Consider the following 14,128-nt stretch of genomic DNA (forward strand, 5'->3'; position numbering starts at 1 on the left):
AACCGGCGCGGGGCTGTCGCCTGCTCATCAGAAATATTCCGCAATAAACCCCGTTTCCACGCTTGCGCGTCGCAGGTCTGCTCTCTAACGTAGCGACCTTTGCAGTTGCCTCGCACGCCGGAGTTTCGCCATGGCCTCGCCCGCCTTTTCTCGTTCGTTTTCCCGTTTCGGTGCCGCCGCCCTGGCCACCGGTTTTCTGGGGCTTGTCGGTTGTCAGCTCAACGGTGGCGATAGCTCGACCCTGCTGCCGGACACCGGCACCTTTGCGATAAAGGGACTGGCGCAGAACGTCTCGGTACGGCGCAACCCGCAAGGCATGGCGCTGATCGAGAGCAGCTCGTTCCATGACGCGCTGTTCACCCTGGGCTATGTGCACGCCGGCGACCGCATCGGGCAAATGCTCAACATGCGCCTGCTGGCCCAGGGACGGCTGGCCGAAGTGGTGGGCCCCGAGGCGCTGCCGGTCGACCGGCTGATGCGCGCGGCCAATCTCAAGCGCAGTGCCAGCGAGCTGTACAAGGCCTCGTCGCCACGCCTGCAACGCTTCTTCGAAGTCTATGCGCGCGGCGTCAACGCTTACCTGTTCCGCTACCGCGACAAGCTGCCGGACGATCTGGCCAGCGCAGGTTACCGCCTGGAATACTGGCAACCCGAAGACTCGGCGCTGATCTTCAGCCTGCTGAGCTTCAACCTGTCGGTCAACCTGCAGGAAGAACTGGCAGCGCTGGTGCTGAACCAGAAAGTCGGCGCCGACAAGCTGGCCTGGCTGCTGCCGACCTACCCCGACGAAGCCTTGCCGGTCGCTGAAGCCGAGAAACTCAAGGGCCTGAGCCTGGCAGGTCAAGCGACCGCGCTGAACGACTTGAGCCGGGTGGCGATGCAGTTGTCCGATTTCAATCTGCTGGGCGCTGCGGCATCGAGCAACTGGGCCATCGGCCCGCAACGCAGCCGCAGCGGCGTCAGCCTGCTGGTCAGTGAGTTGCAAGTGCCGGCGGGCCCCGCGTCGGCCTGGAGCGTGGTGCAGGTTCGTGCGCCCAAGTATCAGGTTTCGGGCGTGACCCTGGCCGGCTTGCCGCTGTTCTTGAGCGGCTTCAACGGCAAGCTGGCCTGGAGCATGGGCAACCTCAAGGGCGACAACCAGGACCTGTTCCTGGAAAAGCTCGGCCGCGAAAACAATCGTTTGATGTACCAGGCCGACGGCAAGTGGCTGCCCGCCGCCAGCCATCAGGAAACCTTCCTGGTCAAGGGCGGCCAGCCCGTACGAGAAACCGTGTACACCACCAGGCACGGTGCCCTGCTCAATATCGGGCTCGATGCCGGCCAGTCGGCCAATGCCTTGGGCCTGGCCCTGCAGATGCCGGACTTCAAGGACGACAAGAGCCTCGATGCGTTCTTCGACCTGTCGCGTGCCGGCACCGTCGACAAAGGCTTCGACAGCACCCGCGAGATCCGTGCCATTGGCCTGAACATGATCTTCGCCACGCCCTCCAACATCGCCTGGCAAGTCACCGGCCGTTACCCGAACCGCCGCGACGGCCAGGGCCTGTTGCCGTCGCCGGGCTGGGACAGCCGCTACGACTGGGACGGCTTTGCCGACGCCATGCTCCATCCGTATGACCAGGACCCGCGTCAGGGCTGGCTGGGCACTGCCAATAACCGCGTGATCCCCAAGGGTTACGGCATGCAGTTGTCCAACACCTGGGGCGCCCCGGAGCGTGCCGAGCGCCTTGCCGAAGTAGCCGGCAACGGCAAGCACGACAGCCGCAGCAGCATCGCCTTGCAGTACGACCAGACCACGCCGTTTGCCGCAAAGCTCAAGCAGATGTTCGAGGCACCGGGCATGGGCAAGCCGCTCAAGCAGGCTATCGACGCCCTTCCCGAAGCGGACCGTGCCAAGGCGCGTGAAGCCTACAGCCGCCTGATGGCGTTCGACGGCAAACTGACCGCCACCTCGGCCGATGCCGCGCTGTATGAGCTGTTCTTGCAGCAAAGCGCGCAGCAGATCTTTCTCGATGAACTGGGCCCGAGCGACAGCCCGGCCTGGCAAGCGCTGGTCAGCCAGTCGCGCTCGGCATACTCGGCGCAGGCCGATCACCTGCTGGGCCGCGACGACAGCCCGTTCTGGGACGACATTCGCACCCCGCAAAAAGAAGACAAGCCCGCCATTCTGGCGCGCAGCCTGGCCGCCGCCATCAGCGCCGGCGAAAGCCAGTTGGGCAACGACCGCAAGGCCTGGCAATGGGGCAACCTGCACCGTTACGATTGGACGCCATCACGCAATCCACTGGCCCGTTCTCTGGGCGGCGAAGGCAACTTCCCGCGTGGCGCGGTCGCCACGGGCGGCGATGCCACCACGCTCAATGCCACCCCGTACGCCTGGGGCCAGAGCTTCGACACCCAACCGGTCGCCAGCCTGCGCCTGCTGGTCGACTTCAGCCAGGCAGAACCCTTGCAGGCACTGGTTTCTACCGGCCAGTCCGGCAACCCCGCCAGCCCGTATCACGCCAACAGCATCGAGGCCTGGCTCAAGGGCCAATACACCACCTTGCCGCTGCAACAACAGAACTACGAACGCGGCTACGGCAAACAGCGCCTGACCCTGACACCGCAGAAGTAGTCGCCCCCAAAGCGGTCGACGTTCCCATGGCAGGGAACGTCTGCCCTGCGCTGTTGCTCTAACCGGCAGATCCCTGTTGCCAATAGAGCCTACTCAGCCATGAAACTGCTTAGCAGGATGACTTCTGGCGAAGCCGCGTCCCCTCACTGCGACTTTCTCACCCATGGCGGTGCAGTCGGTGCGTTGCTGCAAAACGGCGCCCTGAACGGCTCGCCGCTGGGCGCGCCCGGTCAATGGCCGGAGACGCTTAAAACCCTCATGACCACCGTGTTTCCGGTGCAGGCGCAAATCGTCGTGTTCTGGGGGCCTGAGTATGTCGCGCTATACAACGACACCTACGCGCCCACCATCGGTAACAAACACCCGGCAGCCCTGGGTCGTCCGGCCATTGAGCACTGGCGTGAATTGTGGGACGACCTGGAGCCGCTGCTGCGCGGGGTACGCGAAACCGGGCAGACCTTTTCGGCCAAGGACCGGCCGTTCTATATCGAGCGCCATGGCCGGGGCGAAAACGTCTGGTTCGATGTGTCGTATTCGGCGGTGCGCGAGGCCGACGGCTCGATTGGCGGCGTGTTGTGCATCGTCACCGAAACCACCGAGCGGGTGCAGTTCGAGCGGCATCAGGCTTTCGTGCTCGAACTGGGCAAGATCCTGCCTTCCATCACCCTTCCCGAGCAGATCGAAGCCACGGTGCTGACCCGGCTATGCGAAACCCTGGGCAATGCGCAGGCCTTTCTTGCTGAAAGCCACAGTGCCGATGACAATCTGTTCCCGCACAAACCCTCATCCACTACTGGCCCGTCCTCGCCCTTGCGGCTGAATGCAGAACAACTCGGCCAATTGCTGGCGGGCAAGAGCGTGCATGCGCACAGTGCGAGCACGCCCGCCTCACGTTTGTTTGTGCCGGTACTGCGCCATGGCCAACTGGAAGCGGTGCTGGATGTGCAGCGCGACAGCCCGGCCGGTTTCGACAGCCATGAAGTGCATCTGGCTGAAGAAGCCGCCGGCCTCGCCTGGCTGTGGATCAACCACGCCCGCGCCGAAGCTGCCCTGCGCGCCAGCTCCGCGCAACTGTCGGCGATGTTCGACCAGGCCGGTGCCGGCATTGCCGTGTGCGACCTCGCCGGTGCAATCGTGCGGGCCAACGATCGCTATTGCGAGATCGTCGGCCGCTGTCGAGAAGCGCTGTTCGGCCTGCACATCGAAGACATCACCCATCCCGAGGACGCGGCGCTGCATACCCTGAACGGTGGCCACAACCTCGACAACATGACGCCTTTCGTCATCACCAAACGCTATACCCGCCCCGACCGCAGCCTGGTCTGGGTGCAGAACCACATCACCCCGCTGCGCGACGAAAACCAGCGTTTCAGTGGCCTGCTGTGTGTGTGCGTGGACATCAGCGCGCGCATCAACGCTGAAGTCGAACTGCGTGAGCTCAACGAAAGTCTTGAACAACGTGTTGCCGCCAGCATCGCCCAGCGCGAGCAGGCCATCGTGCAACTGCACGAGTCGCGCAAGCTGGAGATGGTCGGCCAGCTCAGCGGCGGTATCGCCCACGACTTCAATAACCTGCTGACGCCAATCATGGCCTCGCTGGAACTGATCCGCCGCCGCTCGCCGGACGCACAAGCCACTCGCTTGCTGGACGGCGCGCTACAGGCCGCCGACCGCGCACGCATTCTGGTCGGCCGGCTGCTGACCTTCGCCCGGCGCCAGACCCTCAAGCCGCAGGCAGTGGCGTTGCATACCCTGATCAACGACATGAACGATCTGATTCAGCGCTCGCTGGGGCCGATGTTCGAGGTGCTGATCGATATTGCCGAACCGTTGCCTGCGGTGTTCGTCGACCCGCATCAACTGGAGCTGTCGCTGCTCAACCTGGCAGTCAACGCCCGCGATGCCATGGACGAAGGCGGACAACTGAGTATTACCGCGCAACTGGCGACCGTTGCCGACGGCCAGGTCAACGGCCTGAGCGCAGGAAACTACGTGCAACTGGTGGTGGCCGACAACGGCAGCGGCATGCACATCGAGACCCTCAAGCGCTGCGTCGAACCGTTTTACTCCACTAAGGGCGTAGGCAAAGGCACCGGGCTGGGGCTGTCGATGGTTCAAGGCCTGGCGCTGCAATCGGGCGGCGGTTTCGACATCGCCTCGCAAGAGGGCCAGGGCACGCAAGTGATGCTGTGGCTGCCCATCAGCGAAGAAACAGTGGCCAGCGATCCGCAAGAACCGACGCCCGCGCCGACGTCGTCCTGCGCAGCGCATGTACTGCTGGTCGATGACGAAGATCTGGCGCGCTACGCCACCGCCCTGCAACTGCGCGACCTGGGCTACCAAGTGACCGACACCGCCTCGGCGCACCAGGCCTTGCAGATGATCGAATGCGGCCTGCGCCCTGACCTGCTGATCACCGACCACGCCATGAGCGACAAGACCGGCGCGCAACTGGCCTCGGAAGTACGCCAGACCCTCGCGCACCTGCCGGTATTGATCATCACCGGCTACGCCAATCTCAAGCGCGGACAGGTCGGGGATTTCGAGGTCCTGGCCAAACCGTTCCGCCGCGACGACATCGCCGCAAGGGTGGCGCAGTTGATCGAGAGGACGACGTAATGTCCCTGTCCGTCTACTACACCGCCCGGCGCAGTAAACCGCTGACTCCTGCCGAGATCGCCGGGGTCACGACCATCGTCGAGCGCTTCAGTGTCGATCGGTTCATTGCTGATTACCTGGCCAGCGGCGAAGGCCTGAACTGGGAGTCGTTCGACGTCCAGATCAATGGCAAGGCCACCGTAATCAGCGGTTCGACCAGGCTGCCCGACAACACTGAAGACGCCACCTGGGTCGGCGTGCAGCACTGGTGCCGCTGCCTGAGCCAGTTGCGCAGCGCCCTGCCCGGCTGCCAATGGCGTGTGGCGGTCGAGGATCACGAGATCCATTGGGACGCGGCGTCATCGGCGTATGACCCCAGCCGCTAATCGTATTTGAAGTCCACGCTGATCTTCGCGCTGTCCAGCGGCAGGCTGACCTGGCACTGGCTCCAGGGCTGGCCGTCGGCGTACAGGCCGTTGACCATGAAGAACTCACGCAACCGGGCCAGCAACACCAGAATGTCATGGTCGATACGCGCATTGGGCGGCATGAACCACTGCAATTCGCCCTGCTCGTCGAGGTAGTTGAAATGCAGCCTGGCGTGGTCGGCTTCATAGGAAACCCAGGCGTCCAGATACGCCACACGGGCGGTCTTGGGCACTATGGAGAGCAGAATCTCACCCAGTTCCTGATAAATGTCGTCGTCCCTGTTCATGCGTCACCCGGTTCATTTTCACGAAACGGTCAGAGGCGACAAATGCGTAAAAGTTTCCTTCTTCAAGCAGGTCCGCTTATTCACGTCCGGTATTTGCCGTGCATGCGCCGGTTTATTTGAGAATCACTACCATTTATCTTGCACACATCTTAAGGGGCATTTTCAGAGGGCGTGCGCCGGTGGGCAACGATCATCCCGGGCTTTTGTACGCAGAGCACAACAGTTGGCTCAAGGGTTGGCTCAAGGGTTTGGCTGTATCGGCGGCGGCTGCGCTGGATGTGCTGCTTGATGGCTTCAAAACCAGCCACTTGACTTTCGCCGCCCTGTTTACTGTTGTCTACTGTCATTTATGACAGGTAGACAACAGTTTCCACGCCCCTTAACGTCATTGAGTGACCTTGATCAGCCTCTAGAAACACAGTGTCCGAAGCGAACTTGTTCGCGAAACCATGGGCAGGATTGCCCACGCCCATAGATCGCCAACACATTAGCGCCTGCAGCGGGTCAAGTCGCGCAACAGACTAAGGAGTGTACCCATGCAAATTTATATAAAAGCGCTTACTAACATATTCAACGGCAGGACACTTGCGCTAGAAGTCGAGCCCAGCGATACGGTCATCAATTTGAAAGCCAAAATCGAGGAAACGGAAAAAATCCCCAGTGCCAACCAGCGACTGGTCTTTGCCGGTCAACAGCTGGAGGACCAGGAAACCCTCGCCAACTACAACATTCAACGGGCCAGCACGCTTCAGATAGTGATCAAGTAATCCGGAAAAACTTTCACGCCGTCTGTTTGAGTCAGAGCCAGCCGCAAGGCTGACTGTGGCTCAACCCGTTGATCGATGGCCTTGTTGCACTGTCACTTCTGACAGTAGCACCCCGAAATTACTCGGTATACGCTGAAACTGGACAGCCATCAGAGCGCGTCCAGGCAGTGATATTCAATTGATCAAAAGGATAATGATCATGACTACCGAATTTATTAAAAATGGAAACTTCGCCGACAAGTTCGAACACTGGAAGCAGGTCAACGAATTTGAACTGCGCTTCGAGCCATACGGGGAAGGCAACAGCATTTATGTGCCAGTCGATTCTGCCATCGAGCAGTCCATTCTCCCCATACGAGGGAAAACCATGCGTATCGAGTTTGAGGTTCGTTCTGACAAAGCGATCGAAAACACGATTTTCTTGGTCAACGTGGGGGGCGTGGCCAATGATGGCGGGTTACATATGTCGCCAATCATTGACCTCGTCACTCACCGCTGGAAAAAAGTCAGTGTGCGGTGCTACTTCGAAGTACCGCTGTCCAAATGCTTTGTGCGAGCGAGCGAACCGGTGACCGCTATGGCCGGCCACCGGGTGTCTACAGACCTCGACGCCAGGCAAGACAAGCAAAAATCGTTGTGGTTCGCAAATTTCAGCCTGATCGAAGAACCCGAAGCTTAACCCTGCGTCCCTCTACGCCCGCCCTTGCCGGGATTGAGCGCAGGCCTGGGCGTGCGTTATGTGCGCGGCAACCACGGCTCCGATTACGTCAGTAGTTGCGGCAGCGATCTGGACTGCGACTACGGCGAGAGCCGCACATTGACTGCGGATGTGACCTACAACGGGTGATCGACCTGAGTCCTGCGGGGCAGTTGCGTTAATATGCCCCGCTGCGATCATCGATAAGGACTCTTCAATGCGCCTGACCATGAACTGGCAAGCTCTTGAACATCAGTTGTTCGACTCGGCGCGGCAGGTTCTGCAAGCGCATCTCGATCAAGGCGAAGGCCCGCTGTATGCCGCCGCCTTTCACGCCAGCTATCGCGAGGAAGAGGCGGTGTTATCACTGCCCTCCTTTGCCGCCAACAGCCTGCAAGCCCTCGAAGAAAACGATCCTGACCTGCAGGAGCAAAGCTTCAGTTCGGTGAAGTGGAACCCGGCGGACTGGCAGTGGGACTGGGATGTCGGTGACTACGCCAGCGCTGAATTGATTGCTCTGGATGAGCCGCTGCAAGCCTTCGCCAATCGTGGGGGCTCTGACCTGTGGCGCAGTGCCGAGCGGCGTTTTCTGGTGACGGTGGCGCGGGCCGCACGGGCGCTGGGCAAGCATTTCAGCGGGCATCCGGGCGTGACCGAAGACTTCGTGGTGATATTTCACGATTTCGGTGGCGATGTTGCCCTGGCCAAACGCAGCATCAGCCGCCAGCAGTTCGAAGCCTTGTTCCCGGTTGAACTGGACATCGAGAACACCCTCAAGCACGTCAGTACGCTGCCGTTGCCTGAGCAGGCGGCGTTCTACTTAAGCCGCTTGCACTGCTTCGACGGCGTTTCCTGCGAAGTCGCCGAACCCTGGCTGATTGCGCATGGTGCCGTTGCGCAAGCGGGTTTGATCGAGCAGTTGAAGCACCACAAAGAAGCGACATCCGCCGCACGTATTCTGGGCCTGGCAGGCTGTAGCGATCCGGTGGTGATCGATGCCCTGCGCCAACAAGCCCTGCACACCGACCAGCCACCGCTGCGTAACTGGTGCGCCACGTCATTGGGGTATCTGGGCGATTTCGACTGGCTGATCGAGCAAGCAGCGGATATTGCCGTCAGCGGCTTTTGCGCCCACTTCAACCGTTTGCGCCTGCCAGGCGCGCAGCCACCGGTGCTGGACCCTGCGCCGCTGCGACGCTTGCTTGAACAGCGGCCTGAGTTGAGTGCGGCGATCGAAGAAAATCTGGATGAGCAAGACTGGCGCGCCATTATCGACCCGAAAATACCTCCACGCTCGCCAGGCGGCTGAGATAGGATGCCTGCCGGATTTATACCCTGCCCTCCTTTACCCGCCGCAACCTGGGGAACTGTTTGTCTGAAATACGACCCATTCTGCAGCGCGTCGTAGCTTTCGCTGCCTTGCTGCGCAATCGCGTGTGGCTGGCGTATACGACCAGCCTTGGTGTGTTCATCGCCAGCCTGTTGGCGCGCGTCCAGTTGATGGACGATTTGCCGGTCGGTTTTCCTTACCTGACGTTTTTTCCGGCGGTGATTCTGACCGCGTTTTTCTGCGGCACACGCCCCGGCATCCTGTGCGCGGTGCTGTCGGGAATCGCCGCCTGGGGCTGGTTTATTTCGCCGGGCGAGCCGTTCTCGACCAAGGGCGGTGACCTGCTGGCACTGGCGTTTTATGCCTTTATCGTCAGCGTGGACATTGCCCTGATTCATTACATGCAACGCAGCAGCGCACGGCTGCTTCGTGACAAGCAGGTCATCAGCCAGCTTTACGAACAACAGAACTTCATGTTTGCCGAACTCCAGCACCGGGTCGCCAATAACATGCAGTTCATTTCCAGCATTCTGTATGTCGGCCGGCAGAACGTGCAACGCGGCGCCAACGCCCTCGATGTGCTCAACGATGCGCAACTGCGCCTGCAAAACATCTCACGCATCCACCGCCGCCTGTACGACCCCAGCCGCGCCGACCTGCCGGCCAGTGCGTGCCTGGCAGAGCTGTGCGAAGACCTGCTCAGCGTCAGCGGCCAGAGCCATATCCAGTGCATCGTCGACCCCAGCGATGTGCGCCTGGACCTGACCCGCCTGACCACCTTGTCGATGCTGGTCGCAGAACTGGTGACCAACGCCCTCAAGCATGCGTTCGACGCCGCCCGGCCGGGCATTATCCGCGTGTCGCTGGAGCACCTGCCAGCCGACGGCTTTCGCCTGCGCGTGGCCGACGACGGCAAGGGTTTCGCAGGGCCAGACCCGGCGGCGGGCCGGCAAAGCCTGGGGCTGAAAATCATCGGCAGCTTCGCCGCCCAACTGGGCGCGACACCGACCTGGCGCACCGAGAACGGCACGGTGGTCGAGGTGCAGTTCAGTTAGACGGGGCATTGAACTGCAACTGCCACAAGGCTTGCCGGCACATTACGAAACAATCAGCACTGTGGTCTGCACGTCCAGCCGGAAACCGTACTCGCGAAAGAACGCTCTTTGCTCGTCATGGGAGACAACGACAAAAGGTCGGCGGTGTTTTTTGTTACAGGCAAAGGCCTTCTTGTGGCGGTATTGGCTCACGTCATGGTGCGCTTTTAAAAGCTCAATGGTTGATACCAGTTGCCGTTTGGCCTCAGCTTGCCAGCCAGGAGATTCACGCTCTTTCAGCTCGACAAGATACAGCCCTGTTTCAGTCGTCAGCATGCAATCGCAACGACCGTTTCCACGTGCCTCATCGTCTTTGATCACACACTTGTCCACGGCAGTAAAGGTCACTGCCTTGCGCAAGCGATTATCGACTCTGGCGATCCACTTATCCGTAGATGCCGTGTCGACATAGGCCATGGGCGACTGCTCGTTATCACACAAACCGAATTCGGCTTCATTGAATGGGCCACTCTGGCAACGCGGGTCAAAAAAATTCACCCGGCCAGTTCCTCTTCGATTTCCAGCAGTTGATCGAACAGCTCGTTGCCTTTGCGGAGCAGGTCGTTCAAATAATTGTGATCCGACGGTATGCCCTCGACAGCGCTCAACCTGCAAACCGTTCCGGTGGCCTCATCGGACTGGTAAATGGCCAGTTCATCCGGATCGACCAATGCATCCGGAGCAATGACCTGATCCAGTCTGGCGAGCAGTTCGGTTCGGCCCTGTTTGACGATCAACTCATGCAACTGGCTGCCTTGCAGTGCCAGGCTCAGGTAATTGACGATGTAGGGGCTGTGCGTGGTCATGACCAACTGGTTATGACTGCCCTGGCTATTGAAGGCCAGCAAGCTCTCAAGAATCTTCCACTGTGACGATGGGTAGAGGTTCTGTTCGGGCTCTTCGACAATATTGATAAACGCTGTCTTGTTGAACCGCGACGACAGTACAGACAGCGCCGCCCGTACTTGCTCCTCGGTCAAGGAGGGGTTGCCGAAAATTTTCTCGACGCCACTTTTGAAACGACTCAGTTCATCGGCGCTCATCGCATCATGGTTTTCATCGCCTGTGGCCTTGACGGTATCGGCCAGGTAATGACTGACCAGATAGAGCGGCACCGCCGACTGAAAACCACTTGAAGCATCGGTCAGCCGCAGCTTATAGCCAGGCTCACGGATATTGAGAATATCGTTGAGTTTGTCGTATTCAAGCTCTGCCTGATTGATAGGCAGGCGTAATTTTCCTTTGATACTGGCCTTGGCGTTGTCGAATTCGGTCAGAAACTCCTTGAGTGAATCAGAGGACAGTTTCAGCTCTCTGGGATGCCGGACATAGGCAATGAAGTTTCTTTCGGCAGGCACATACATCACTTGCGGCAGAGGGTAATGGCCGTCTTGCGTCTCGGTGACGTGCAACTGGCCTTGCGCATAGTTGATGGAGTACGCCTCTCCCTGATAGTCGATGCAGGCCTCATCCGAGACGTAATGTTCAAGGCGGTGATAGGCCAGAAACTGATTGAAGCGGTTCTTGCGCTCAAACCATTTCGTTTCATAGTCGCCTCGTACCAAGGCCTTTTCGATCCACACAAAAGTGGCGAACAACTTGGCCAGGGTACTTTTTCCGGAGCCCTGATTACCGATGAACACCGTCACGCGCTTGAAATCGATCCAGCCGTCGTTCTCGGTCATTCCTTCACGGACAGGGCCAAAATTCTTGACGCGCAAGCGAGGCATTGATTTCTCCAGCAAGGCAGACTCGGGTGGGCCGAAGTGTACTCCATGACACTCGGTTTGAGCCGACCGGTCTGCATGCTGGCGTTTGTTGCCGATCAGAAATCCCAGCGTGTAGTCAGCATCACGTTACGCGGATCGCCGTACGACACCGAGGTGTAGAAACCGACGTTGGTGTAGTACTTCTTGTCGAACACGTTGTTGACGTTGACCGTGGCCGAGAGGTTGTCGGTGATCTTGTAGCGGGCCATCAAGTCCACCAGCCAGAAGTCGTCCTGGGCGAATTTTTCCATCGTGCCTTTGGCGCGGTTGTTGACGATTTGCCAGGCCTGGCCCTGCCAGCGGGCGCCGCCACCGACGGTCAGGCGCTCCAGCGGGCCTTGCAGTTTGTAGGTGGTGTAGAAGTTGAGCTGGTCTTGCGGTTCCCAGGTCGAGACCTTGTCGCCATGCTGGTCGCGCACGATCTTGTGGGTGTAGCCGCTCAGCAGGTTCCAGCCGGGAGCCAGCTCGCCAGACAGCTCGGCTTCGAAGCCCTTTGTGGTCGCGGTAATGCCGTAATAGGCATCAAACAGGTCCGGATTGGTCGGGTTGGCGTTGTAGGCATCGTCCGATTCAGGACGGTTGTCCTGATGCACTTCGAAGTACGCCAGGCTGGCATTCAGGCGGCCATTGAGGAATTCGCCCTTGATGCCCAGCTCGTAGTTCTGGCCTTCGTCGGGTTCCAGAATCTTGTTGGTGCGGTCGCGGTAGTAGGTTTGCGGCAGGAAGATATCGGTGTAGCTGGCGTACAGCGACAGCTGCTCGTTAAGGTCATAGATGGCCCCGACATACGGCACCAGGCGACCAGTCTCGCGGGTGTCGTCGGTGCCGGTCATCTTGTAGTTGGCCAGGCGCGTACCGAGCATCAGGGTCAGGTCGTCGGTGAGGCTGAAGCGTGAGGTGATGTAGCCGCCGGTCTGCCAGGTGGTCTGGTCGGTGTAGCCGTTGGGCTGGCCCCAGTCGGGCTCCATGCTGTCGCCGTCCCAGCTCCAGAAATCGTGGACGTTGTTGGTGTAGACCGGGCTCCAGTACGACTTGCCTTTCCAGTGCGCCTTGGATGCCGCGCCGCCAATGACCAGCTCATGCTCGCGGCCGAACAGCGAGAACGGGCCGCTGAAGTACACGTCTGCCGAGTCGGTGGTGGTTTCGCCGGTGTATTTGTTGCCGTACACCGAAGTCAGGCCGGTAGTGGCGTTGGGGCGGCCCTGGATCGAGCCCAGCGGCGCGTAGTAGCCGTTGAGCTGGTGGTTGAACTGCGCCTTGCCGACCCAGCCATTGGCAAAGCTGTGTTCCAGGGTGGCGAACGCGGTGCGGGTGTATTGCTCCCAACGGCTCCACTCGGCGCCGTTGTTGAACGAGCGCGAGGTGCTGATGCGATTGCCGAGGCTGTCGTAGATCGGGCTGCTGCCCGACCAGCTGGAACCTTTCGGGTCGTTGTCCTGGTAATCGGCGCCGACGCTGAGCAGCGTGTCGGGGGTCAGGTCGATTTCCACAATGCCGTAGTAAACGCTGGATTTGCGCTGGTAGTGATCGATGAACGAGTGCTTGTCCTGATAGGCCGCCACCGCCCGGCCGCGCACGTTGCCCGAGTCGGTCAGCGGACCGCTGACATCCAGCTCGGAGCGGTAGTTGTCCCAGCTGCCAGCGCCCAGTTCGGCGTGGCCCTTGAACTCGGCGGTGGGCTTCTTGCGGATCAGGTTGATGGTGCCGCCAGGGCCGCCGGCGCCGGTCAGCAGGCCGGTGGCGCCCTTGAGCACCTCGACGCGGTCGTAGATGGCGGTGTCGCTCAGCGTCTGCCCGGCCGAATAGGCCGAGTTGCGCGTGGTGGGAATGCCGTCGTACTGGAAGTTCTCGATCGAGAAGCCGCGGGCATAGTAGTTGTTGCGGTCGGTGTCGAAGGCCGAGACGGTGATGCCCGGCGTGTGGCGCATCACGTCATCAAGGTTGTCCAGGCCCAGATCGTCCATCACCTGCCGCGTCACCACGGTGATCGATTGCGGCGTTTCGCGCGGTGTCAGTACCAGCCGGGTGGCGGTGGCAATGGTGCCGGGCGTGTAGGCGCCGCTTTCTTCGGTGATGGTGCCGAGCTGGTTGGAGGTGATGTTGGTCGCCTCCAGGTGCATCGAACCGTCGTTGACCGGCAGGCTTTCAAGCTGGAAGCCATCCTCACTGGTGCGCGCCCGTAGTGCGGTGCCGCGCAGCACCTGGGCAAAACCTTCGTCTACCGAGAACTGGCCTTTGACGCCGGGGCTGGTCAGCCCGGCGACCTGGCGCGACTCGAAGGAAATCGGTGCGCCGGCGGCCTGGGCGTAACGACCCAGCACTTCGCCGAGCGGGCCGGGGGCGATGTCGAAGGCTTGCACTTGCTGCTGGGCAAAGGCCAGCGCCGGCGCGGCCAGTGGCAGGCTGGCGATGATCATGCGCGTGGCCAACAGCAGGCTGGCGGGGCGTGAGGATGAAGCCATGGTTGCGGGTCTCCTTGATGAATTGATAGCGATCACTCAAGGCTGACGTCATGAATCTCACGACCCGCGCTGAACCTGC

General features: G+C 60.5%; 13 protein-coding genes. 9 read left to right on the plus strand and 4 right to left on the minus strand.

Translation table 11 applies throughout. The features are described 5' to 3' along the window. Positions 1-130 precede the first annotated feature (130 nt). From ACYAS9_RS00085 to ACYAS9_RS00095, 3 genes are all read left to right on the plus strand, one after another. A complete protein-coding gene (locus tag ACYAS9_RS00085; protein ID WP_463566306.1) occupies positions 131-2,617 on the plus strand; it encodes a penicillin acylase family protein in 2,487 nt (828 codons plus the stop codon). A 99-nt stretch (positions 2,618-2,716) separates the two neighbouring features. Continuing rightward, positions 2,717-5,236: a PAS domain S-box protein gene (locus ACYAS9_RS00090; protein WP_463566307.1), complete on the plus strand. Its 2,520-nt coding sequence runs from the start codon at positions 2,717-2,719 to the stop codon at positions 5,234-5,236. Then, a complete protein-coding gene (locus ACYAS9_RS00095; protein ID WP_463566308.1) occupies positions 5,236-5,601 on the plus strand; it encodes a hypothetical protein in 366 nt (121 codons plus the stop codon). Before ACYAS9_RS00090 ends, ACYAS9_RS00095 begins: the two co-directional genes overlap by 1 nt. Here the strand turns inward: ACYAS9_RS00095 and ACYAS9_RS00100 are convergent. Then, on the minus strand, positions 5,598-5,930 hold the full coding sequence (locus ACYAS9_RS00100; RefSeq protein WP_463566309.1) for an antitoxin YezG family protein: 333 nt from the start codon (positions 5,928-5,930) through the stop codon (positions 5,598-5,600). The two genes, ACYAS9_RS00095 and ACYAS9_RS00100, sit on opposite strands and share 4 nt — an antisense overlap. A gap of 98 nt (positions 5,931-6,028) precedes the next feature. Here ACYAS9_RS00100 and ACYAS9_RS00105 point away from each other — a divergent pair, with 98 nt between their 5' ends. The 6 genes from ACYAS9_RS00105 (at position 6,029) to ACYAS9_RS00130 (ending at position 9,779) form a co-directional block, all read left to right on the plus strand. Next, positions 6,029-6,283, plus strand: a complete 255-nt coding sequence (locus ACYAS9_RS00105; RefSeq protein ID WP_463566310.1) for a hypothetical protein — start codon at positions 6,029-6,031, stop codon at positions 6,281-6,283. A gap of 183 nt (positions 6,284-6,466) precedes the next feature. Next, positions 6,467-6,697, plus strand: coding sequence for a ubiquitin-like protein (locus ACYAS9_RS00110; RefSeq protein WP_463566311.1), 231 nt, complete (start codon positions 6,467-6,469; stop codon positions 6,695-6,697). Positions 6,698-6,896: 199 nt separating this feature from the next. After that, positions 6,897-7,376, plus strand: coding sequence for a hypothetical protein (locus ACYAS9_RS00115; protein WP_463566312.1), 480 nt, complete (start codon positions 6,897-6,899; stop codon positions 7,374-7,376). Between the two features lie 24 nt (positions 7,377-7,400). After that, positions 7,401-7,544 (plus strand): hypothetical protein, encoded by a 144-nt coding sequence (locus tag ACYAS9_RS00120; RefSeq protein ID WP_463566313.1) that lies wholly within the window; start codon positions 7,401-7,403, stop codon positions 7,542-7,544. A 67-nt stretch (positions 7,545-7,611) separates the two neighbouring features. Further along, positions 7,612-8,703, plus strand: a complete 1,092-nt coding sequence (locus ACYAS9_RS00125; protein ID WP_463566314.1) for a DUF4303 domain-containing protein — start codon at positions 7,612-7,614, stop codon at positions 8,701-8,703. Positions 8,704-8,765: 62 nt separating this feature from the next. Then, on the plus strand, positions 8,766-9,779 hold the full coding sequence (locus ACYAS9_RS00130; protein ID WP_463566315.1) for a sensor histidine kinase: 1,014 nt from the start codon (positions 8,766-8,768) through the stop codon (positions 9,777-9,779). 42 nt (positions 9,780-9,821) lie between these two features. Here ACYAS9_RS00130 and ACYAS9_RS00135 read toward each other — a convergent pair whose 3' ends face one another. The 3 genes from ACYAS9_RS00135 to ACYAS9_RS00145 all read right to left on the minus strand — a co-directional run bounded on the left by ACYAS9_RS00135 (position 9,822) and on the right by ACYAS9_RS00145 (position 14,049). Continuing rightward, complete coding sequence (locus tag ACYAS9_RS00135) at positions 9,822-10,316, minus strand: hypothetical protein (protein ID WP_463566316.1); 495 nt, start codon at positions 10,314-10,316, stop codon at positions 9,822-9,824. Beyond that, the gene (locus ACYAS9_RS00140; protein ID WP_463566317.1) at positions 10,313-11,548 is read right to left on the minus strand and encodes an AAA family ATPase; all 1,236 of its coding nucleotides are present in this window, start codon (positions 11,546-11,548) and stop codon (positions 10,313-10,315) included. The genes ACYAS9_RS00135 and ACYAS9_RS00140 overlap by 4 nt, the downstream gene beginning before the upstream one ends. Positions 11,549-11,643: 95 nt before the next feature. Next, positions 11,644-14,049, minus strand: coding sequence for a TonB-dependent siderophore receptor (locus tag ACYAS9_RS00145; RefSeq protein ID WP_463566318.1), 2,406 nt, complete (start codon positions 14,047-14,049; stop codon positions 11,644-11,646). Positions 14,050-14,128: the final 79 nt, after the last annotated feature.

Source organism: Pseudomonas sp. HP_08, assembly GCF_055284095.1.

What these genes read in the sequence shown, in the direction of transcription:
- ACYAS9_RS00095 (WP_463566308.1), top strand. Translation starts at nt 5,236, where the DNA reads ATGTCCCTGTCCGTCTACTACACCGCCCGGCGCAGTAAACCGCTGACT.
- ACYAS9_RS00090 (WP_463566307.1), top strand. Translation starts at nt 2,717, where the DNA reads ATGAAACTGCTTAGCAGGATGACTTCTGGCGAAGCCGCGTCCCCTCAC.
- ACYAS9_RS00110 (WP_463566311.1), top strand. Translation starts at nt 6,467, where the DNA reads ATGCAAATTTATATAAAAGCGCTTACTAACATATTCAACGGCAGGACA.
- ACYAS9_RS00100 (WP_463566309.1), bottom strand. Translation starts at nt 5,930, where the DNA reads ATGAACAGGGACGACGACATTTATCAGGAACTGGGTGAGATTCTGCTC.
- ACYAS9_RS00125 (WP_463566314.1), top strand. Translation starts at nt 7,612, where the DNA reads ATGCGCCTGACCATGAACTGGCAAGCTCTTGAACATCAGTTGTTCGAC.
- ACYAS9_RS00115 (WP_463566312.1), top strand. Translation starts at nt 6,897, where the DNA reads ATGACTACCGAATTTATTAAAAATGGAAACTTCGCCGACAAGTTCGAA.
- ACYAS9_RS00145 (WP_463566318.1), bottom strand. Translation starts at nt 14,049, where the DNA reads ATGGCTTCATCCTCACGCCCCGCCAGCCTGCTGTTGGCCACGCGCATG.
- ACYAS9_RS00140 (WP_463566317.1), bottom strand. Translation starts at nt 11,548, where the DNA reads ATGCCTCGCTTGCGCGTCAAGAATTTTGGCCCTGTCCGTGAAGGAATG.
- ACYAS9_RS00085 (WP_463566306.1), top strand. Translation starts at nt 131, where the DNA reads ATGGCCTCGCCCGCCTTTTCTCGTTCGTTTTCCCGTTTCGGTGCCGCC.